18 protein-coding genes are annotated in these 20,575 nt (G+C 52.1%); 8 read left to right on the top strand and 10 right to left on the bottom strand.

Annotation, left to right across the window (positions count from 1 at the left end; genetic code table 11):
• Positions 1-68 precede the first annotated feature (68 nt).
• Both rapA and rluA read left to right on the top strand, forming a co-directional pair.
• Positions 69-2,975: an RNA polymerase-associated protein RapA gene (rapA, locus tag OH663_RS09065; protein ID WP_045439712.1), complete on the top strand. Its 2,907-nt coding sequence runs from the start codon at positions 69-71 to the stop codon at positions 2,973-2,975.
• An 11-nt stretch (positions 2,976-2,986) separates the two neighbouring features.
• Positions 2,987-3,646, top strand: coding sequence for a bifunctional tRNA pseudouridine(32) synthase/23S rRNA pseudouridine(746) synthase RluA (gene rluA / locus OH663_RS09060; protein WP_048222072.1), 660 nt, complete (start codon positions 2,987-2,989; stop codon positions 3,644-3,646).
• 96 nt (positions 3,647-3,742) lie between these two features.
• Here rluA and djlA read toward each other — a convergent pair whose 3' ends face one another.
• Positions 3,743-4,555: a co-chaperone DjlA gene (gene djlA / locus OH663_RS09055; RefSeq protein ID WP_045439706.1), complete on the bottom strand. Its 813-nt coding sequence runs from the start codon at positions 4,553-4,555 to the stop codon at positions 3,743-3,745.
• A 255-nt stretch (positions 4,556-4,810) separates the two neighbouring features.
• On the opposite strand from djlA, the gene lptD reads away from it, so the two are divergent.
• The 6 genes from lptD to apaH all read left to right on the top strand — a co-directional run bounded on the left by lptD (position 4,811) and on the right by apaH (position 11,682).
• Positions 4,811-7,171: an LPS assembly protein LptD gene (gene lptD, locus OH663_RS09050; protein ID WP_045439703.1), complete on the top strand. Its 2,361-nt coding sequence runs from the start codon at positions 4,811-4,813 to the stop codon at positions 7,169-7,171.
• A gap of 179 nt (positions 7,172-7,350) precedes the next feature.
• Positions 7,351-8,637, top strand: coding sequence for a peptidylprolyl isomerase SurA (gene surA / locus OH663_RS09045; RefSeq protein WP_045439701.1), 1,287 nt, complete (start codon positions 7,351-7,353; stop codon positions 8,635-8,637).
• Positions 8,637-9,629 (top strand): 4-hydroxythreonine-4-phosphate dehydrogenase PdxA, encoded by a 993-nt coding sequence (gene pdxA, locus OH663_RS09040; RefSeq protein ID WP_045439698.1) that lies wholly within the window; start codon positions 8,637-8,639, stop codon positions 9,627-9,629. Before surA ends, pdxA begins: the two co-directional genes overlap by 1 nt.
• Positions 9,622-10,443 carry a 16S rRNA (adenine(1518)-N(6)/adenine(1519)-N(6))-dimethyltransferase RsmA gene (gene rsmA, locus OH663_RS09035; RefSeq protein WP_045439696.1) on the top strand — a complete coding sequence of 274 codons (822 nt, stop codon included), beginning with the start codon at positions 9,622-9,624 and terminating at the stop codon, positions 10,441-10,443. The genes pdxA and rsmA overlap by 8 nt, the downstream gene beginning before the upstream one ends.
• Before the next feature lie 2 nt (positions 10,444-10,445).
• Positions 10,446-10,823, top strand: coding sequence for a Co2+/Mg2+ efflux protein ApaG (gene apaG, locus OH663_RS09030; protein WP_045439694.1), 378 nt, complete (start codon positions 10,446-10,448; stop codon positions 10,821-10,823).
• A gap of 10 nt (positions 10,824-10,833) precedes the next feature.
• Positions 10,834-11,682, top strand: coding sequence for a bis(5'-nucleosyl)-tetraphosphatase (symmetrical) ApaH (gene apaH, locus OH663_RS09025; RefSeq protein WP_200011434.1), 849 nt, complete (start codon positions 10,834-10,836; stop codon positions 11,680-11,682).
• 99 nt (positions 11,683-11,781) lie between these two features.
• On the opposite strand, the gene folA is transcribed toward apaH, so the two are convergent.
• The 9 genes from folA to OH663_RS08980 all read right to left on the bottom strand — a co-directional run bounded on the left by folA (position 11,782) and on the right by OH663_RS08980 (position 20,113).
• Complete coding sequence (gene folA, locus OH663_RS09020; protein ID WP_136345316.1) at positions 11,782-12,261, bottom strand: type 3 dihydrofolate reductase; 480 nt, start codon at positions 12,259-12,261, stop codon at positions 11,782-11,784.
• A 198-nt stretch (positions 12,262-12,459) separates the two neighbouring features.
• A complete protein-coding gene (gene kefC / locus OH663_RS09015) occupies positions 12,460-14,322 on the bottom strand; it encodes a glutathione-regulated potassium-efflux system protein KefC (protein ID WP_263525715.1) in 1,863 nt (620 codons plus the stop codon).
• Positions 14,315-14,845 carry a glutathione-regulated potassium-efflux system oxidoreductase KefF gene (gene kefF, locus OH663_RS09010; RefSeq protein WP_045439684.1) on the bottom strand — a complete coding sequence of 177 codons (531 nt, stop codon included), beginning with the start codon at positions 14,843-14,845 and terminating at the stop codon, positions 14,315-14,317. The genes kefC and kefF overlap by 8 nt, the downstream gene beginning before the upstream one ends.
• 104 nt (positions 14,846-14,949) lie before the next feature.
• A complete protein-coding gene (locus tag OH663_RS09005) occupies positions 14,950-15,183 on the bottom strand; it encodes a YgdI/YgdR family lipoprotein (RefSeq protein ID WP_005124493.1) in 234 nt (77 codons plus the stop codon).
• Positions 15,184-15,273: 90 nt separating this feature from the next.
• The gene (locus OH663_RS09000; protein ID WP_200011428.1) at positions 15,274-16,617 is read right to left on the bottom strand and encodes an MFS transporter; all 1,344 of its coding nucleotides are present in this window, start codon (positions 16,615-16,617) and stop codon (positions 15,274-15,276) included.
• 150 nt (positions 16,618-16,767) lie between these two features.
• Positions 16,768-17,055, bottom strand: a complete 288-nt coding sequence (fixX, locus tag OH663_RS08995; RefSeq protein ID WP_045439675.1) for a ferredoxin-like protein FixX — start codon at positions 17,053-17,055, stop codon at positions 16,768-16,770.
• On the bottom strand, positions 17,052-18,338 hold the full coding sequence (locus OH663_RS08990; RefSeq protein ID WP_045439672.1) for an FAD-dependent oxidoreductase: 1,287 nt from the start codon (positions 18,336-18,338) through the stop codon (positions 17,052-17,054). Before OH663_RS08990 ends, fixX begins: the two co-directional genes overlap by 4 nt.
• Before the next feature lie 47 nt (positions 18,339-18,385).
• Positions 18,386-19,327, bottom strand: coding sequence for an electron transfer flavoprotein subunit alpha/FixB family protein (locus tag OH663_RS08985; protein ID WP_048222076.1), 942 nt, complete (start codon positions 19,325-19,327; stop codon positions 18,386-18,388).
• A gap of 15 nt (positions 19,328-19,342) precedes the next feature.
• Entirely contained in the window at positions 19,343-20,113 is a 771-nt protein-coding gene (locus OH663_RS08980; protein WP_045439668.1) for an electron transfer flavoprotein FixA, read from the bottom strand.
• Positions 20,114-20,575: the final 462 nt, after the last annotated feature.

Here is a 20,575-nt window from a genome sequence, read left to right as displayed (position 1 = left end):
TCAAAAACTCGGGGTGCCCGAATAATGACGAGTATTGCCTGCAATTAAAGATATAGAGCCGAACACATATGCCTTTTACACTTGGTCAACGCTGGATCAGCGATACAGAAAGCGAATTGGGACTTGGTACTGTTGTCGCCATGGATGCGCGAACCGTCACATTACTTTTCTCATCAACGGGTGAAAACCGTCTGTACTCGCGCAGTGATTCCCCCGTGACCCGGGTGATGTTCAATCCTGGCGATACGATAACAAGCCATGAAGGTTGGCAGCTGCATGTCGATGAAGTAAAAGAAGAAAACGGCCTGCTTGCTTATATCGGGACCCGCCTTGATACCGAAGAAACCGGTGTGATGCTGCGTGAAGTACTACTCGACAGCAAACTGGTATTCAGTAAACCGCAGGATCGCCTGTTTGCTGGTCAAATCGACCGTATGGACCGCTTTGCTCTGCGCTACCGTGCGCGTAAATTTCAGAGCGAGCAGTACCGTATGCCGTGGAGTGGTTTGCGCGGTCAACGCACCAGCCTGATCCCTCATCAGCTCAATATTGCCCATGATGTCGGTCGTCGCCATGCCCCTCGTGTTTTGCTGGCAGACGAAGTTGGCTTAGGAAAAACAATTGAAGCCGGGATGATCCTGCATCAACAGTTGCTGTCTGGCGCCGCAGAGCGTGTGCTGATCATCGTCCCTGAGACGTTACAGCATCAGTGGCTGGTCGAAATGTTGCGCCGTTTCAACCTGCGCTTTGCGCTGTTTGATGATGAGCGCTATGCCGAAGCGCAGCATGACGCCTACAACCCGTTTGAAACCGAACAACTGATCATCTGCTCACTGGACTTTGCCCGTCGCAATAAGCAGCGTCTGGAACATCTGTGCGACGCCGAGTGGGATCTGCTGGTGGTCGATGAAGCCCATCACCTAGTGTGGAGCGAAGATGCGCCAAGCCGTGAATATATGGCGATTGAACAGCTGGCTGAGCGCGTACCGGGGATCCTGCTGCTGACCGCAACACCGGAACAGCTGGGCATGGAAAGCCACTTTGCACGTTTGCGCCTGTTGGATCCAAGTCGTTTCCACGATTTCGAGCAGTTCGTTGAAGAGCAAAAAAATTACCGTCCGGTTGCCGATGCCGTCGCTATGCTGCTGGCAGGCAAGAAGCTGAGCAACGATGAGCTAAACATGCTGGGTGAGATGATTGGCGAGCAGGACATTGAGCCATTGTTGCAAGCTGCGAACAGCGATAGTGACGACGCCCAGAGTGCACGTCAGGAGCTGGTTTCGATGCTGATGGACAGACATGGCACCAGCCGCGTACTGTTCCGTAACACTCGTAACGGCGTGAAAGGCTTCCCGAAACGCGAGCTGCATACCATCAAGCTGCCGCTGCCAACCCAATACCAGACCGCAATTAAAGTCTCCGGCATTATGGGTGCGCGCAAGAGCGCGGAAGATCGCGCACGCGACATGCTCTACCCGGAACAGATTTACCAGGAATTCGAAGGCGATACCGGTACCTGGTGGAATTTTGATCCGCGCGTTGAGTGGCTGATGGGCTACCTGACCAGCCATCGCTCGCAGAAAGTGCTGGTTATCTGTGCGAAAGCGACCACCGCGTTGCAGTTGGAACAGGTGCTGCGTGAGCGCGAAGGCATTCGCGCCGCCGTGTTCCATGAAGGTATGTCGATCATTGAACGTGACCGTGCCGCCGCCTGGTTTAGCGAAGAAGACAGCGGCGCACAGGTGATGCTGTGCTCTGAAATCGGCTCTGAAGGCCGTAACTTCCAGTTTGCCAGCAATCTGGTGATGTTTGATCTGCCGTTTAACCCGGATCTGCTGGAACAGCGTATCGGCCGTCTGGACCGTATTGGTCAGGCGCATGATATTCAGATCCACGTCCCCTTCCTGGAAAAAACCGCGCAGTCTGTGCTGGTGCGCTGGTACCACGAAGGTCTGGATGCGTTCGAACACACCTGCCCGACCGGACGTACCATCTATGATACTGTCTACAATAATCTGATTGGTTATCTGGCAGAACCGGAAAACAACGAGGGATTTGATGACCTGATCAAAACCTGCCGCGAACAGCACGACGCACTGAAAGCGCAACTGGAGCAAGGGCGTGACCGTCTGCTGGAAATTCACTCCAATGGCGGCGAAAAAGCACTGGCGCTGACCGAAAGTATTGAAGAGCAGGACGATGACACCAGCCTGATCGCGTTCGCCATGAACCTGTTTGATATCGTCGGTATTAATCAGGATGACCGTGGTGATAACTTAATTGTCCTGACGCCATCCGACCATATGCTGGTTCCTGACTTTCCGGGACTGCCAGAAGATGGCTGTACCATTACGTTTGAGCGTGATGTGGCGCTGTCGCGTGAAGATGCCCAATTTATTACCTGGGAACACCCGCTGATCCGCAACGGTCTGGATCTGATCCTTTCCGGAGACACCGGTAGCAGCACCATTTCCCTTTTGAAGAACAAAGCATTACCAGTAGGCACACTGCTTGTTGAGCTGATCTACGTCGTTGAAGCGCAAGCGCCGAAACAGCTACAGTTAAACCGCTTCCTGCCGCCAACACCGGTACGCATGTTGCTGGATAAAAATGGTAATAACCTCGCCGCGCAGGTTGAGTTTGAAACCTTTAACCGTCAGCTCAGTGCCGTTAACCGCCACACCGGAAGCAAACTGGTCAACGCCGTGCAACAGGATGTCCACGCGATTTTGCAGTTGGGCGAAGCACAGGTTGAGAAGTCTGCCCGGGCATTGATCGACGCCGCGCGCAAAGAAGCGGACGAGAAGCTGACTGCGGAGCTGTCGCGCCTGGAAGCACTACGCGCTGTTAACCCAAACATCCGTGATGACGAACTTGCTGCAATCGAAAGCAACCGTCAACAGGTGATGGATAGCCTGGATCAGGCGGGCTGGCGCCTGGATGCCTTGCGTCTGATCGTCGTGACGCACCAGTAACGGAGTCATACATGGGGATGGAAAACTACAATCCGCCGCAGGAACCCTGGTTGGTTATCCTGTATCAGGATGAACACATTATGGTGGTCAACAAACCGAGCGGTTTGTTGTCCGTGCCGGGTCGTCTTGAAGAGCACAAAGACAGCGTGATGACACGTGTTCAGCGCGACTATCCACAGGCAGAATCCGTACATCGTCTGGATATGGCAACCAGCGGTGTGATTGTAGTGGCGCTGACCAAAGCGGCAGAGCGCGAGCTAAAACGTCAGTTTCGCGAGCGTGAGCCGAAGAAGCAATATGTCGCGCGCGTCTGGGGACATCCCTCACCTGCCGAGGGACTGGTTGATTTACCACTGATTTGTGACTGGCCGAACCGACCAAAGCAGAAAGTGTGTTATGAAACCGGCAAATCCGCGCAGACCGAGTATGAAGTCGTGGAGTTTGCTGCAGATAATACCGCCCGGGTGGTGCTCAAACCTATTACCGGGCGTTCCCATCAGCTTCGCGTACATATGCAGGCGTTAGGGCATCCGATTCTGGGCGATCGCTTCTATGCCCCGCCGGAAGCCCTGGCGATGGCACCACGCTTGCTACTGCATGCGGAGATGCTAACCATCACCCACCCCGCCTACGGCAACAGTATGACGTTTAAAGTCCCGGCAGATTTTTAAATCTCAGTGCCAATTAATGCCGGAGACGCTTCGCTTGCCCGGCCTACATTCATAACGTAGGCCGGATAAGACGCCAGCCGCCATCCGACAAAGCAATCACTTGAACCCTTTTTGATCCTTAATCAACTCGTAAGCTTTTTGGATTTCCTGCGCTTTTTGTTTCGCCATTTCCATCATCTCCGGCGGCAACCCTTTCGCAACCAGTTTATCAGGATGGTGCTCACTCATCAGTTTGCGATAGGCTCGCTTAATGGTCGTCGCATCATCGGTTGCTTTAACGCCAAGCACGTTACAGGCATCTTCCAGCGTAGGTCCTCGTTGCGCCTGCTGCCAGCCGCCACCAGACTGCTGCTGGTATCCTCCACCAAACTGCGCGCCCCCCTGCATCATGCGCAGGAACTGATCAAATTGCGTACGCGAGATCCCCAGTTCTTCTGCAATTACGTACAGCACTTCGCGTTCGTTAGGATGCAATGACCCATCGGCAAACGCGGCCTGGATCTGAATCTCCAGAAACATGCGGATCAGATCGAAACGGCCAAAACAGACGCTACGAAACTGGCGCATCTTTTCACGTAATGGGTAATTATCTGATTTTCCCACCCGGAAGGCATGCTGAGCGGCGGTACGTGAGTCACCGTGCAAATTCATCCGATCCATCAGTTGGCTGGCAATATGGATATCTGCTTCCGTGACGCGTCCTTTGGATTTGGTCAGATGTCCCATCACCTCAAAAGTGGTGGCAAAAAACAGTGCCTGACGTTCACGTTGATTCGCAAACCATGCCATTTTGCGCATGCGAGCTTTGTCGAACATATGGCCAACTAACAGGCCCAAAACCACGCCCCAGAAGCCGCCGCCCATCATTAAGGCCACGGCTACACCAATAATCTTTCCCCAATACTGCATAGACTCCCCAAATCTTTATGCTGTCAGCCAGGCTATGTCCCACAATATAAGGTGCTTTTACCGTTTTACGGCTGCGGTCAATTGTGGGACATCGCCTATAATTTGCATTATCATACCTGTCATTCAATGCCGTGCCTAACACCACGGATGCCTAAATGGGCAGGATTAATACTAGCGCAGTGAAGATGAGATAAGTTAGGCTGTGACCGTTTGTCACGCGCGACGCTACTGATGATGGAACAATAAATACAACGTATGAAAAAACGTATTCCCACTCTTCTGGCCACCATGATTGCCAGCGCCCTCTATAGTCAGCAGGGTCTGGCAGCCGATCTCGCCTCACAGTGCATGTTGGGCGTGCCAAGCTATAACCGTCCTCTGGTGCAGGGCGAGACAAACGAGTTACCCGTTACCATCAATGCCGATCACGCGAAAGGGAATTACCCGGATGACGCCGTGTTTACCGGCAACGTGGATATCGCCCAGGGTAATAGCCGCCTGCAGGCCGATGAAGTACAGCTTCATCAGAAACAGGCCGAGGGTCTGCCGGAGCCGGTTCGCACCGTCGATGCTCTGGGTAACGTCCACTATGATGACAACCAGGTCATTCTGAAGGGACCGAAGGGTTGGTCTAACCTGAATACAAAAGATACCAACATCTGGGAAGGTGACTATCAGATGGTTGGCCGTCAGGGGCGCGGGAAAGCGGACCTGATGAAACAGCGTGGTGAAAACCGCTATACCATTCTGGAGAACGGTAGCTTTACCTCCTGTTTGCCGGGATCTAATACCTGGAGCGTTGTCGGTAGCGAAGTGATCCACGACCGCGAAGAACAGGTGGCAGAAATCTGGAACGCTCGCTTCAAGCTGGGCCCGGTTCCGGTCTTTTACAGCCCTTATTTACAGCTTCCCGTTGGAGATAAGCGACGTTCTGGCTTCCTGATCCCGAACGCAAAATACTCCACCAATAACTATTTTGAGTTCTACCTTCCGTATTACTGGAATATCGCGCCCAATATGGACGCCACCATCACGCCGCATTATATGCACCGTCGTGGCGGTATTATGTGGGAGAACGAATTCCGTTACCTCACTCAGGCGGGTGCGGGCCTGATGGAATTTGACTATCTGAATTCCGACAAAGTTTACGATGATGAACATCCGAAGGATGACAATTCGCGCCGCTGGCTGTTCTACTGGCAACATGCCGGGGTAATGGACCAGGTGTGGCGTTTCAACGTCGACTATACCAAAGTCAGCGATACCAGCTACTTTAATGATTTCGATAATAAATACGGCTCCAGTACCGACGGCTATGCCACGCAAAAATTCAGCGTTGGCTACGCGGTACAGAACTTTGATGCCACGATATCGACCAAGCAGTTCCAGGTCTTCGACGCCCAAAACAGCAACAGTTACTCTGCGCAACCGCAGTTAGACGTCAACTACTATCAGAATGATGTGGGTCCGTTCGATACCCGCATTTATGGTCAGGCGGTGCATTTCGTCAATACCAATGACAATATGCCGGAAGCCACACGAGTTCACCTTGAGCCAACTATCAATCTGCCGTTATCCAATCAGTGGGGAAGCATCAACACTGAAGCGAAGCTATTGGCAACGCATTATCAGCAAACGAATCTGGATACGTACAATAATAATCCGGGCAACGTAAACAAGCTGGACGAATCGGCCAACCGCGTGATGCCGCAGTTTAAAGTTGACGGCAAAATGGTATTTGAGCGTGACATGGCAATGCTGGCACCGGGTTATACCCAGACGCTGGAGCCACGCGCGCAGTACCTGTACGTACCGTATCGTGACCAAAGTCATATCTATAACTATGACTCCTCACTGCTGCAATCTGACTATAGCGGCCTGTTCCGTGACCGCACTTATGGCGGTCTGGACCGTATTGCTTCCGCCAACCAGGTCACTACCGGTGTCACATCTCGCGTATATGATGACGCGGCCGTTGAACGTTTTAATATTTCCGTGGGTCAAATCTACTATTTCACGGAGTCTCGCACCGGCGATGACAACATTAAATGGGAGAATGACGACAAAACCGGCTCACTGGTATGGGCAGGCGATACCTACTGGCGTATATCCGATCGCTGGGGTTTACGCAGCGGTATCCAGTACGACACCCGTCTGGACAGCGTCGCCACCAGTAGCAGCAGCATCGAATATCGTCGTGACGAAAACCGCATGCTGCAGTTGAATTACCGTTATGCCAGCTCTGAGTATATTCAGGCTACGCTGCCATCGTACTACTCTACAGCGGAGCAGTATAAAAACGGGATTTCGCAGGTGGGGGCGGTGGCAAGCTTCCCGATTGCCGACCGTTGGTCGATTGTCGGTGCTTACTACTTTGATACCAATGTGAACAAAGAAGCGGACTCAATGCTGGGCTTGCAGTACAACTCCTGCTGTTACGCCATCCGCTTCGGCTACGAACGTAAGCTGAACGGTTGGGATAACACCCAGCAACACGCAGTTTATGACAATACGATCGGCTTTAATATCGAACTGCGCGGTCTGAGCTCTAACTATGGCCTTGGCACCAATCAAATGTTGCGTTCGAACATATTGCCGTACCAAAGCGCTTTATGATCTGACTGATTTATACCCAATGGATTTCGAGCTGCATTGAGGCGGCAACTGAGAGAATCCCCAAGAGCTTACATCAGTAAGTGACTGGGGTGAGTGAAGGCGGCCAACAAAAATGCGGCTTGAAAGACGAAGGGTATACTACGTAATCCGCATTGCGGTTAATTAATAATGGAAAAAGTATGAAGAACTGGAAAACGCTGCTTCTCGGTATCGCCATGATCGCGAATACCAGTTTCGCTGCCCCACAGGTAGTCGATAAAGTCGCAGCCGTCGTCAATAACGGCGTCGTTCTGGAAAGCGACGTCGATGGCTTAATGCAGTCCGTAAAACTCAATGCAGGTCAGGCTGGCCAGCAACTTCCGGACGATGCAACGCTTCGTCATCAGATCCTGGAACGTTTGATCATGGATCAAATTATTCTGCAGATGGGTCAGAAGATGGGGGTGAAAATCTCTGATGAGCAGTTGGATCAGGCTATCGCTAACATCGCCAAGCAGAACAACATGACGCTGGACCAAATGCGCAGCCGTCTGGCTCAGGATGGCTTAAGCTATTCGACCTATCGTAGCCAAATCCGTAAAGAGATGACTATCTCTGAGGTGCGCAACAATGAAGTACGCCGCCGTGTCACGATCCTGCCGCAGGAAGTTGATGCCCTGGCGCAGCAGGTTGGCAACCAAAATGATGCCAGCACAGAACTCAATCTGAGCCACATTCTTATTCCTTTACCGGAAAATCCAACCTCAGATCAGGTTAACGAAGCTGAAAGCCAGGCGCGCTCTGTTGTTGACGAAGCGCGTAACGGTAGTGATTTCGGCAAGCTGGCCATCACTTATTCTGCCGATCAGCAGGCGCTGAAAGGCGGTCAGATGGGCTGGGGTCGTATTCAGGAACTGCCAGGCATCTTTGCTCAGGCGTTAAGCACCGCGAAAAAAGGCGACATTATCGGCCCGATTCGTTCTGGTGTCGGCTTCCACATTCTGAAAGTTAATGATATGCGTGGCCAGAGTCAGAGCATCTCCGTGACTGAAGTTCACGCCCGCCATATTCTGCTGAAGCCATCGCCGATCATGACCGATCAGCAGGCACGTCTGAAGCTGGAACAAATCGCAGCGGATATTAAGAGCGGTAAAACGACCTTTGCAGCAGCAGCAAAAGAGTTCTCTCAGGATCCAGGATCGGCAAACCAGGGCGGCGATCTGGGTTGGGCTGCAGCAGACATTTTCGATCCAGCCTTCCGTGATGCGCTGACCCGACTGAACAAAGGCCAGATGAGTGCACCGGTGCATTCCTCTTTTGGCTGGCACCTGATCGAACTGCTGGACACGCGTAACGTTGATAAAACTGACGCGGCGCAGAAAGACCGTGCTTATCGCATGCTGATGAACCGTAAATTCTCGGAAGAAGCAGCGACCTGGATGCAGGAACAGCGCGCCAGCGCGTACGTTAAAATTCTGAGCAACTAATGACCCGTACTCAACGCGTTGTTATCACTCCCGGCGAACCCGCCGGGATTGGTCCGGATCTGGTCGTTCAGCTTGCGCAGCGTGAATGGCCGGTAGAGCTCGTCGTCTGCGCCGATGCCGCGCTACTTTCCAACCGGGCAGCGATGCTCGGTTTACCACTCTCGCTCCTCCCCTACAATCAAGATATACCAGCCAGACCACAATCTGCGGGCACATTGACGTTGCTCCCGATTGCGCTACGCGCACCTGCCGTACCGGGTCAGTTGGTAGTGGAAAATGGGCAGTATGTGGTGGATACGCTGGCTCGTGCGTGCGACGGTTGCCTGCAAGGTGAATTTTCAGCTCTGATCACAGGCCCCGTACACAAGGGCGTGATTAATGATGCTGGCGTGCCGTTCACCGGTCATACCGAATTTTTTGAAGAGCGCTCACAGGCGAAAAAAGTGGTGATGATGCTGGCAACTGAGGAGCTGCGCGTTGCTCTGGCGACCACGCATCTGCCGCTCAGGGACGTTGCCGATGCCATTACGCCTGCGTTACTACGGGAAGTGATCGGTATTCTGCATCATGATTTACGCACGAAGTTTGGTATCCCTGATCCACATATTCTGGTATGTGGACTTAATCCACATGCGGGTGAAGGCGGTCATATGGGTACGGAAGAGATAGATACAATCATTCCGGTTCTCGATGAAATGCGCGCACAGGGGATGAAGTTAAACGGTCCACTGCCCGCAGACACCCTGTTTCAGCCCAAATATCTCAATAGCGCGGATGCCGTGCTGGCAATGTACCACGATCAAGGCCTCCCCGTGCTAAAATACCAGGGATTTGGTCGCGGTGTGAATATCACACTGGGCCTGCCATTTATTCGCACATCCGTTGATCACGGCACCGCACTTGAACTTGCGGGTCGTGGGCAAGCCGATGTCGGCAGTTTTATTACGGCGCTTAATCTCGCCATCAAAATGATTGTTAATACCAATGAATAATCGAGTCCATCAGGGCCATTTAGCCCGTAAACGTTTCGGGCAAAACTTCCTCAACGATCAGTTTGTGATCGAAAGTATTGTCTCTGCTATCAACCCACAAAAGGGTCAGGCCATGGTCGAAATCGGCCCGGGCCTTGCTGCACTGACCGAGCCGGTAGGTGAACGTCTGGACAAGCTAACCGTCATTGAACTGGACCGCGATCTGGCAGCCCGTCTGCAAACGCACCCGTTTTTAGGGCCGAAGCTGACCATCTATCAGCAAGACGCCATGACCATGAACTTCGGTGAACTGTCGCAGACAATGGGTCAGCCGCTGCGCGTGTTTGGCAACCTGCCTTACAACATCTCCACGCCGCTAATGTTCCATCTTTTTACCTATACTGATGCCATTGCCGACATGCATTTCATGTTACAAAAAGAGGTGGTCAATCGTCTGGTTGCAGGGCCAAACAGTAAAGCGTATGGTCGATTAAGCGTCATGGCACAATATTACTGCCAGGTTATCCCGGTACTCGAAGTGCCGCCATCGGCCTTCACACCGGCACCTAAAGTAGATTCCGCGGTAGTGCGTCTGGTTCCTCACGCCACGATGCCATACCCGGTTAAAGATGTTCGCGTCCTGAGCCGTATTACGACCGAAGCGTTTAATCAGCGCCGCAAAACGGTACGTAACAGCCTCGGTAATCTGTTCAGCGTTGAAGTATTGACAGAGCTGGGGGTTGATCCGGCGATGCGAGCAGAAAATATCTCTGTCGCGCAATACTGCCGGATGGCTAACTATCTGTCAGAAAACGCGCCATCGAAGGAGAGTTAAGCATGATCAATTCGCCCCGAGTGTGTATTCAGGTACAAAGCGTCTATATTGAGGCTCAATCCTCACCTGATGATGAACGTTACGTTTTTGCCTATACCGTGACCATCCGCAATTTGGGGCGAGCACCAGTGCAGCTGTTGGGGCGTTATTGGTTGATTACCAATGGCCATGGCCGCGAAACCGAAGTTCAGGGCGAAGGTGTGGTTGGCGTTCAGCCCCACATTGAACCTGGTGAAGAATACCAGTACACCAGCGGCGCGGTTATTGAAACGCCGCTGGGCACCATGCAGGGTCATTACGAAATGATTGATGAGCAGGGCGTCGCCTTTACCATCGATATTCCCGTATTCCGACTCGCCGTTCCAACACTCATTCACTAAAACAATAGCTATGGCGACATACCTTATTGGCGACGTTCACGGTTGTTACGACGAACTGATCGCATTGCTGCATCAAGTAGACTTTGCCCCTGGGAAAGATACCTTATGGCTTACCGGCGATTTGGTCGCCCGTGGTCCTAGCTCACTGGACGTGCTGCGCTATGTCAAATCACTTGGCGACAGCGTACGGTTGGTATTAGGTAATCATGATTTACATCTGCTGGCCGTATTTGCAGGTATTAGTCGCAATAAACCTAAAGACAGACTCTCGTCGTTACTCGAAGCACCGGATGCCGACGCGCTGCTTAACTGGTTACGCCGCCAACCGCTGTTGCAGGTTGATGAAGAGAAGAAGCTGGTGATGGCGCATGCGGGTATTACGCCACAGTGGGATCTGCAGACCGCAAAGGAGTGTGCCCGTGATGTCGAAGCGGTACTGTCGAGCGACTCCTATCCATTCTTCCTTGATGCCATGTATGGCGACATGCCGAATAACTGGACGCCGGAGCTGACGGGGCTGGCACGATTACGTTTTATTACCAACGCCTTTACCCGTATGCGTTACTGTTTCCCCAACGGTCAACTGGATATGTACAGCAAAGAGTCGCCGGAAGATGCCCCAGCTCCGCTGAAGCCCTGGTTTGCCATCCCCGGCCCGGTCAGTGAAGCGTATAGCATTGCATTCGGGCACTGGGCATCGCTGGAGGGCAAAGGCACTCCGGAAGGTATTTACGCGCTGGATACTGGTTGCTGCTGGGGGGGAGATCTCACCTGTCTGCGCTGGGAAGACAAACAATACTTTGTACAGCCGTCAAATCGCCATGTAGATCTGGATCCGGGCGAAGTTGTAAACGGCTGATGAGCATTCTGTAGGCCGGATAAGGCATTTACGCCGCTATCCGGCATTCACGCCATCTATTGCCTGATGGCGCTTCGCTTATCAGGCCTACATAGTGTATTAACGACGTTCCAGAATCTCGAAGCAATAGCTGTGAGAGTTTTGCGCGTCGGCATCATGGAATTCGCTGAAAACAGATTCCCAGTCATCCGGCTCGTAGTCCGGGAAATGCGTATCCCCTTCTACTTCAGCGTCAATATGCGTCAGATACAATTTCTGCGCTTTCGGCAGAAACTGCTCATACACACGCCCACCGCCAATCACCATAATTTCAGGTTCATCGCCACAGGCAGCAATTGCCTCATCGACAGACTTCACCCACTGCACGCGATCGTCGGTGCCTGGCTGGCTGCTAATGACGATATTTTTACGCCCTGGCAACGGTCGCCCGATGGATTCCCAGGTATGGCGTCCCATGACAACTGGCTTGTTTAAGGTATTACGTTTAAACCAGGCGAGATCGGCAGGTAGGTTCCACGGCATGGCGTTTTCCATACCGATGACGCGATCTACCGCTAACGCCGCAATCAGACTGATCATTGAATATTTCCCGGATACAAAAAAATTGTCGCCACTATACGGAAAGCGCAATCTTTCGTCGACTGGCGGAAAGAGGATGAGCAGGAAAATTTTTCGTTCTGCTGGCGAACCGACCTATTTAAGGTGGTACGCCAGCATTACAGTAGTTCAAAAACTGTCAGTTAGCAGTAAAGTTTGCAGAACATCACATTTTGTACCTTATGCTGACGGTTTCACTTCCGGCTCATCGGCGACGTCGCCCGTATGTTTACCTTCATCCGTGCCTTGCCAGCCATGGCGTTGAATTAAAGATAGATGCTGACGATCCTCAGCAATAATTTCACTCAGCATTGCACTGGTGCGTTTATAGACAGCCGCACGGGAAACCGCATCGTTTTCCCCCTTCACCATCTCTTCAACCATCAACGTATTGAAGCGACGAAACACATCGGCCCGTTCACGGGCTTCATAACGCCCAAGCCCAAGACCTTCCAGTGCCAGCCGCCCGGTTTTCAGTGCACCTTCAAAAGTTTCACGTTCAGGCATCTCTACTCCCGCCTGACGCAAGCGGATGTAATGATCAACATCGCGCGCACGGGCAATAATTTGCAGATGAGGGAAATGGGTTTTCACCATTTCGGTCAGCTGCAGGCTGGTTTCGGGATCGTCGATAGCATTAATAATTACCTCAGCTTTAGCTGCGCCAGCTGACTCCAGCAGATCCATACGGGTCGCATCGCCATAAAAAACCTTCATACCAAATTTGCGCAGCGTTTCAATGTGGTCCGGATCGTGATCGAGCACGACCATCTTCACTCCACTCGACAACAGCAAACGACCGGTTATCTGACCGAATCGCCCAAATCCGGCGATAATCACCCGGGGTTGTTCCTCGTCAATTTCATCCGCCTCACGTTCTTCATCGGTAGCCGATTTCTCAAGCCGCGTCAGGACAACCAGTAAAATCGGCGTGGCCGCCATTGAGAGTGCTACCGTCAGCGTCAACGCTTTCGCCCAGTCGGGATCGAGCACATTTGCCATTTGCGCTGCGCCAAACACCACGAAGGCAAACTCACTCCCCTGTCCTAATAATACGGCAAACCAGCGACGCTGCTTATTCGGCACCCGCAGCGGTTTCGCAATAATCCACAACATAATGGTTTTAATCGCCAGGAACCCCACCAGCAGAGCGACGATACGTAGTGGATTATCGATCAGCGTCCCAAAGTCGATAGACATGCCGACGCCGATGAAAAAGAGTCCCAACAGCAGCCCTTTAAACGGCTCGATATCGCTTTCCAGCGCGTGGCGGTACTCAGAACTCGCCAGTAATACGCCCGCCAGAAACGCCCCCATTGCCATCGACAGTCCGACCTCTTCAAGCAGTAAGCCGAAGCCAAATACGAGAAACAGTGCGACGGCACTAAAGACTTCCCGCAGGCCAGAACGCGCCACAAAACGTAATGCCGGACGGGTGACATAGCGCCCCAACAGAACCACCAGGACCAGCGCACCAGCCACTTTCAGCGCAGACAGAGCGAAAGCTCCCAGCGTCGTCGACGCACCACTCGCAGCCAGTAGTGGAATCATCGCTACCAGCGGGATAGCGGCAATATCCTGGAACAACAGCACGGCAAATGCACTGCGCCCCATTTGTGAAACCATCAGGTTGCGTTCATTCATTGCCTGCATGGCGATGGCCGTGGAGGAGAGCGCCAGCGTCATACCAATCAGTTCCGCCACCTGCCAGCGCAGGCCGAGGAACATACAGAACACGCCGATCAATCCACCACAGACCACCATTTGCAGTGCGCCGCCGCCGAAAACCGATGCACGCAGTTTCCACAGACGCTGCGGATCCAGCTCCAGACCGATAACAAACAGCATCAGAACTACGCCGATTTCAGCAAAATGCAGTATAGACTCTGCGTCTGTGACCAGTCGTAGCCCCCACGGACCAATGATACATCCGGCAATGAGATAGCCCAGCACAGAGCCTAAACCCAGTCGGACGGCAATCGGTACAATCAACGCCGCCGAGCCGAGATAAATCAGCGCCTGTATTAGTGTATGGCTATCCATGGTGTGCCTCCTGCCATTCCAGCAAACGTTGTTTGTAATGACGGGCCTGCGCCTGTAGCGTTTCGTCATCACAGATAAACGTGCAGTGCATAGCAAACGGTGGGAGCCACTTGAGACCACAATATATCGCTGTCGCCTGCAAAGGCTGAGAGAGCACGTCAAACCCCGGATGGGAACCGATCTCAAAGTGGTTTTCCCCACCACCGGTCGTCACCGCCCACAACAGATGTTTACCATGCAGCGCGGTCCCCCCATGACCATATGCCCAACCGTGGGAGAGAACTTTATCCATCCACAGTTTGAGTAAAGGGGGTGTGCTGTACCATTGCATAGGATGCTGCCAGATAATAAGGCTCGCGCGAGCCAGTGCATCCTGTTCAGCAGCGATATCGATATTGAAGTCGGGATAGAGTTGGTAGAGCGAGCGAATTTCAACGCCTTCCAGCGTCCTTGCCTGTTCAAGCATCCGCTTATTCGCATGCGAGTGCTGCGGATAAGGATGTGCGTAAATGATGAGAATCATGATTAGCCTGCTATCACTGCATTATTGTAATAACAGTGAGTTTAGTCACTTAATCAGCAGGCTAAAAGTCAATATTATTGAGTAGCTGAATGGAGAAAACTGAACTAGTTGTCAAGTTCGCTCATGTCTTTAACCTGGTCACGGTTGATTTGTTCCGTTTTGCCAGTTTCCGCGTTTTTATACGATACCAGGCCGGTATCATCATCTACCTGCGGTTTGCCATCGGTGACGATCGTTTTACCATCAGTGGTTTTGACCGCCTGGTTAGAGGAACAACCGGCGACGGTAAACAGAGCAGCTGCGGTAAAAATAGAGGTGATCAGAATATGTTTTTGCATGGTGTTCTCCCTGCTTTTCAGTCATTTTCAGTGATATACCCGTTAACTGTAGGCTAACTGACTGAGTAACAGGGAAAATACAGAACACTCCTAATAACTGACCCGGGATACGGACTTGCTGCGAATCGTCATTTGACTCGTCTGAGCGAGCGTCAACCCTCGCGTTTCCGGTGCAAAAGCAATGGAAATAAGTAGTCCTATTAGCGAAATCCCTGCTCCCATTAACATCACAGAATTGATCCCATATTTAGTGATAAACACAGGGAGCGCCCAGGTTGAAATAATGGTCCCGATGCGACTCAATGACATAATCACGCCGACGGCTGACGCACGGATATCGGTAGGAAACAGTTCATTGGGATATAGCCACTGGAGATTCCCTGGCCCACCCGAGAAAAACGCATACACGGCAAATGCCAGTACCACCAGCCATGCCCCCATATCCGGGACCAGCCCCAGCACAGCCAGCGCCAGTGTCATCATCACGAAGCTGCCAATCAATAGCGGTCGACGACCTGCACTGTTCAGCCAGAACATCGGCGGAATACATCCCAGCATAAAGCATAAGCTGATCACCACATTCCCCAGCGCGGCGCTTTTCCCGACACCGAGGCCCAGCAGCCCGACAATCTGTGGACCAAAGGTGTAAATGGCAAACATCGGGATCACCTGGCAGGTCCAGATTGCGGCAACAAACAAGACAAACGGGAAGTGGCGACGGTTAAACAACTGGAGAAAACGAGTTTCCTGCGGCGCTTCTTCGTCGAACACCACCGGTTCGCCGAACAACTTTATCATCATCTCCTCACACTCTTTTACCCGGCCTTTACGCAGCAGCCAGCGTGGTGATTCAGGCAGATCAAAGCGACCAATCAGGATCAAAATGCAAGGGATCACCGCGCTGCCCAGCATCCAGCGCCATCCCCCCTCAACATCATACAGCCAGTAGCCGACCAGATCGGCACAGGTGGCGCCGACATACCACATAGCGGCAATAAAACCGATGGAGAAAGCACGCTGGCGGGTATTGGAAAACTCGGTGATCATGGAGGTCGCAATGGGATAATCTGCCCCAATCACAACACCGATCAGCACGCGCATTACCAGCAGCTCAACAGGAGATGTGACGAACATTGTCGCCGCCGATATCACGCCAATGGCGATAATATCGATGATGAACATTTTGCGCCGTCCGACCTTATCGGAGATATAACCAAACAGTGATGTACCAACGAACAGCCCGGCCAGCGTCCCGGCTCCCAGCAGGCCAATCCATTCGGCATCCAGTTTCAATGCTGGTGTGAGCTGCTCCAGCGCAACGCCTATCATCACCAGCACATAACCATCCAGAAACGGCCCACCGCTTCCCCACAGCATTATCCGACGGTGAATGGAGGTAAATTTGATGTCATCAAAGTTCCTGGGCTGCTGCATAGCGACTTCCTGTTTCAACACGGGCAAAGCGTTATATCCAGGCCGGAGGAGGCATATACGCCGCTATCCGGCACTGGCGTCACGTTATTATTGCCGGATGTCGACACAGAGGCGTCTTATCCGGCCTACGGGTGCACAAACCTGTACTTATTAGCCGTAGCGAAACTCCACGCCAAACGTCCCGCGTGGGTATTCCCATTTTTCCAGCGCCGTATCAAGCCCAAGAATCCGACATGTACCGCATTCCAGACATCCGGCGTAATCAAAACGCACACTGCCATCGTCCTGTTTTTTATACAGTCCTGCCGGACAGGCTTTAATTAACACGTCCAGCACCTGTTGATCGGGCTCAGTTTTCAGAATGATATGCGGGATTTCTTCATCCACATTGAATTTATTGACGCCCAGCTTGACGTCCACATTGACAGGAGAAGTCATAATACGGTCACTCCTTTAAGGCCATCCTTCAGCAGGTTGATGAAGCCCACTTTCTTCGCATGACGCAGCATTTTTTTACGCATAGGAACAGGGGCCGAACCATCAACGGTGAACAGGTCACGGGCGATACCAACCGCCATCTCTGGATAAGCTGTAAACATGCGTGGATTATCAAGGAATGCAGGCAAGCGCTGGTACATGCGCATGTCGCGCATCGGGCCATCGTCCAGATGCTGGTGATATTCGGTAAGCGCCTGTTTGCTAAAATCATCGCGCTTCATGGCGGAGAGCACCGTCTTAGCAGCCGCCTCTCCTGCCGACACGGCTAGATCCATGCCGCGAATGGTGAAGCCAAGGTTCATGCACATGCCTGCGGCATCACCGGCTATCAACACACCATCGCCAACCAGCTCAGGCTGCATATTCATTCCTGCTTCCGGTACAACGTGGGCGGCATACTCCACCAGCTTGCCACCCGCTATTAGTGGAGCAACAGCCGGGTGCTGTTTGAAATCTTCCAGCATTTGTGGGACCGATTTTTTAGCGTCTTTCAGGTGATGAAGACCGCACACCAGCCCCAGAGAAAGGGTTGTTTCATTTGTATAAAGGAAGCCACCGCCCATCAGACCATCGGTCGGTGAACCGGCAAACAGACAGGCTGCCCCCTGATTCCCTTGCAGATGAAAGCGATCTTCAATTACCGACTTCGGTAATTCAATGAGCTCCTTCACGCCAACGGCAACATGAGCAGCTTCAACGCGCTTTGCCATTCCCAGCTTTTCTGCCAGCAGAGAATTCACCCCATCAGCGAGGATCACAACTTTTGCTTCAAGAATATCGCCATCGGCTTCCACACCCACGACTTTGCCATCACGCTGAACAACGTTATCCACGCGAATACCGGTGATAAGCTGGGCCCCTGCTTCTTCAGCTTGCTCCATCAACCAGGCGTCAAATTTACTGCGCAATACCGAGTAAGAAACCTGCGATGCCGCGGCTTCTTCACCGTTGCAATAATCCATCGTCATCGCCCCTTGTTCGGTCATAAAGGCGAGTTTTTCGTGGGTGATCATGCGTTCAATGGGAGCCTGTTCAGCAAAACCGGGGATAATGCGCTCCAGGCTATGCGCGTAGATGCGCCCACCGGTGACATTCTTCGCGCCAGCAGAATTACCACGCTCGATAACCAACACCTGAGCCCCCTCACGGGCAAGCACCAGCGCCGCAACCGAACCGGCCAGCCCTGCACCCACGATGATGGCATCAAAGATATCTTCAGACATAAAAACTCCTGTCAGCGGCAGGGCATATAGCGCCCTGCCGAAATGGTTTAGCGCGCTAATGCAGCCGTTAATGCAGGCAGGATCTTCAGCGCATCGCCAACGATGCCATAATCCGCGTACTGGAAGATCGGGGCATTTTTGTCTTTGTTGATGGCGAAAATAGTCTGGGCACCGTTAGCACCGACCATATGTTGGATCTGTCCTGAAATCCCCACGGCCAGATACAGTTCAGGTTTGAGCATCAGGTTGGAGATACCGACGTAACGTTCATGCTCCATCCACTTCTCATTTTCCGCTACCGGACGGGAGCACGCCAACTCAGCACCAATGGTCTGGCACAGCGCTTCGGCCAGAGAAATATTCTCCTTGCTGCCAATACCGCGTCCCACGCTGACCACCAGACGTGCTTTGTCGAGATCAACGCTATTGCTCTTACGAGCCTGCGTTGCGGTACGGGTGACGGCAGTGGTCGGAGCCTGCCACTGTACGGTATGCATCTCGCCACTGCGGGAGGCATCGGGTTGTTGGGCGTCAAATGTCCCACTGCTAAGCGTCATCACGGCAAACGGCGAAGCGATCGTTTCAGCGCCCATAGCCAGTCCACCGTAGACCATATGTTTAACCGCAGCCTTACCGTCCTGCAATGCCACCGCACTGGCATCGTTAGAGACCGCCGCAGACAACCGAAAACCCAGTTTCGCCGCCAGCAGCTTACCGCGACGTGTATTCGGCAACAGCACCGCACCACCTTCACTGTGCTGGCGAATAGTCTCAGCCATCACGCCGGCATAATCTTCCACCATACGATCATCTGGCTTACCGCTGAGCAGCCAGACATGATCCGCACCAAGCTGGAACGCCGCTGCACTATCAGCTTCGTTGAGCACAAACGTGTTGATTTTTTCACCTAAAGTCTGCGCACCATTCATCAGTTCCGGCAGACGAGAAGGGGTATCGCTGAATACCCAGATACTGGAAAACTTGTTCATAACATCCCCTGATAATTAAATGATTTTGCGAAGACTCTCGACAAACGCAGCAATCTGTTCTTCACCGTCACCTTCAATCACAACGCGCTGACGCTCACGTTGCTTCGGTGCTGCAACCTGTTGTACGGAATACGCCTCCACGGCATTGAGCTCAATGTCCGCTGGCGACCAGACCTGAACCGGTTTTTTCGCTGCGCCGAGGATGGCTTTCATGGAAGGGATTTGTGGCGTGTTGATATCTGTTGAGACCGCAATAACTGCCGGGAGCGGAATGCTCAGGGTTTCAATTTCATCTTCCAGCTCACGTTCAACAATGAGGGTGTTATCAGCCAGAGAGAGGATCTTGCTCACGCCGTTAATCGCTGGAATATTCAGCGCTTCCCCCACCAGCAGACCAACCTGCTGGGCATAAAGATCGGAAGATCCGTCGCCGCAGACGATCAAATCAAAACCGGATTTTTGCGCGGCAGCAGCCAGTGCGGTCGCCGTATGCTGCGGCAGCGCCTGCTCAAACCGATCGTCAATTACGACAATCAGTTCATCAGGCCCGCGCGAGAGCACATCTTTGCGGCCTTTTGCATTTGTCAGCGCTTTACCACCTACGCTCAAGGCGACGACCTGGGCTTCTCCCAGTTGCTGTTTTAACTGACAGGCCGCTTCTATCGCATTCAGATCGTACTGACTGATTTTGCCATCCGCTTTACTGAAATCCAGTGAACCATCAGCATTATTAATCAAAATATCCTGTTCATCAGGCACGCATTTGTAGCAAGTAATTATCTTCATTGCATCTCCAGAAATCATGAAGGAAACGTTATTCATATCGGCAGTGTTAAATACAGATATCACGCTCTTTAATTCGGAAATAAAACCTTAATCACCAATATTGAAAATGTCACACATTGATATTTGCAACTTTCAATAGTGTTACGTGCCTCACCAATATTGAAAAGATGCAAACAAATATGAAAACTTTCAATATTGTTTTCTGGATCACCAATATTGAAAGGCAGTTCGCTAAAAACACCCAAAGAATAGGCATAAACACATGATTTCCAAAAAAAATAAAGCAAAAACAAAGCAAAACACACCAGAAATAAAAGTGTGACAGAGTTAACAGAATGCCCCGTAATGAATACCCATTATGAGTTACTCACTGAGGCGCCCCAGAGGTTAAATAGTTATCAACAAATTATTAATAATAAATATACAAAACAGCAAAAAAGGGAACGCTAAATAAATTTCGTT

Origin of the sequence: Citrobacter sp. Marseille-Q5395 (assembly GCF_947057495.1) — a bacterium.
GTDB classification, from domain to species: Bacteria; Pseudomonadota; Gammaproteobacteria; order Enterobacterales; family Enterobacteriaceae; genus Citrobacter; species Citrobacter murliniae.
The sequence above is the reverse complement of the archived record's forward strand: the minus strand, read 5'-3'. Positions and strand labels throughout refer to the sequence as shown.

Bases quoted from the DNA above. Each gene is read 5' to 3' on its own strand.
- rapA (WP_045439712.1), top strand. From the start codon at position 69: ATGCCTTTTACACTTGGTCAACGCTGGATCAGCGATACAGAAAGCGAA.
- rluA (WP_048222072.1), top strand. From the start codon at position 2,987: ATGGGGATGGAAAACTACAATCCGCCGCAGGAACCCTGGTTGGTTATC.
- djlA (WP_045439706.1), bottom strand. From the start codon at position 4,555: ATGCAGTATTGGGGAAAGATTATTGGTGTAGCCGTGGCCTTAATGATG.
- lptD (WP_045439703.1), top strand. From the start codon at position 4,811: ATGAAAAAACGTATTCCCACTCTTCTGGCCACCATGATTGCCAGCGCC.
- surA (WP_045439701.1), top strand. From the start codon at position 7,351: ATGAAGAACTGGAAAACGCTGCTTCTCGGTATCGCCATGATCGCGAAT.
- pdxA (WP_045439698.1), top strand. From the start codon at position 8,637: ATGACCCGTACTCAACGCGTTGTTATCACTCCCGGCGAACCCGCCGGG.
- rsmA (WP_045439696.1), top strand. From the start codon at position 9,622: ATGAATAATCGAGTCCATCAGGGCCATTTAGCCCGTAAACGTTTCGGG.
- apaG (WP_045439694.1), top strand. From the start codon at position 10,446: ATGATCAATTCGCCCCGAGTGTGTATTCAGGTACAAAGCGTCTATATT.
- apaH (WP_200011434.1), top strand. From the start codon at position 10,834: ATGGCGACATACCTTATTGGCGACGTTCACGGTTGTTACGACGAACTG.
- folA (WP_136345316.1), bottom strand. From the start codon at position 12,261: ATGATCAGTCTGATTGCGGCGTTAGCGGTAGATCGCGTCATCGGTATG.
- kefC (WP_263525715.1), bottom strand. From the start codon at position 14,322: ATGGATAGCCATACACTAATACAGGCGCTGATTTATCTCGGCTCGGCG.
- kefF (WP_045439684.1), bottom strand. From the start codon at position 14,845: ATGATTCTCATCATTTACGCACATCCTTATCCGCAGCACTCGCATGCG.
- OH663_RS09005 (WP_005124493.1), bottom strand. From the start codon at position 15,183: ATGCAAAAACATATTCTGATCACCTCTATTTTTACCGCAGCTGCTCTG.
- OH663_RS09000 (WP_200011428.1), bottom strand. From the start codon at position 16,617: ATGCAGCAGCCCAGGAACTTTGATGACATCAAATTTACCTCCATTCAC.
- fixX (WP_045439675.1), bottom strand. From the start codon at position 17,055: ATGACTTCTCCTGTCAATGTGGACGTCAAGCTGGGCGTCAATAAATTC.
- OH663_RS08990 (WP_045439672.1), bottom strand. From the start codon at position 18,338: ATGTCTGAAGATATCTTTGATGCCATCATCGTGGGTGCAGGGCTGGCC.
- OH663_RS08985 (WP_048222076.1), bottom strand. From the start codon at position 19,327: ATGAACAAGTTTTCCAGTATCTGGGTATTCAGCGATACCCCTTCTCGT.
- OH663_RS08980 (WP_045439668.1), bottom strand. From the start codon at position 20,113: ATGAAGATAATTACTTGCTACAAATGCGTGCCTGATGAACAGGATATT.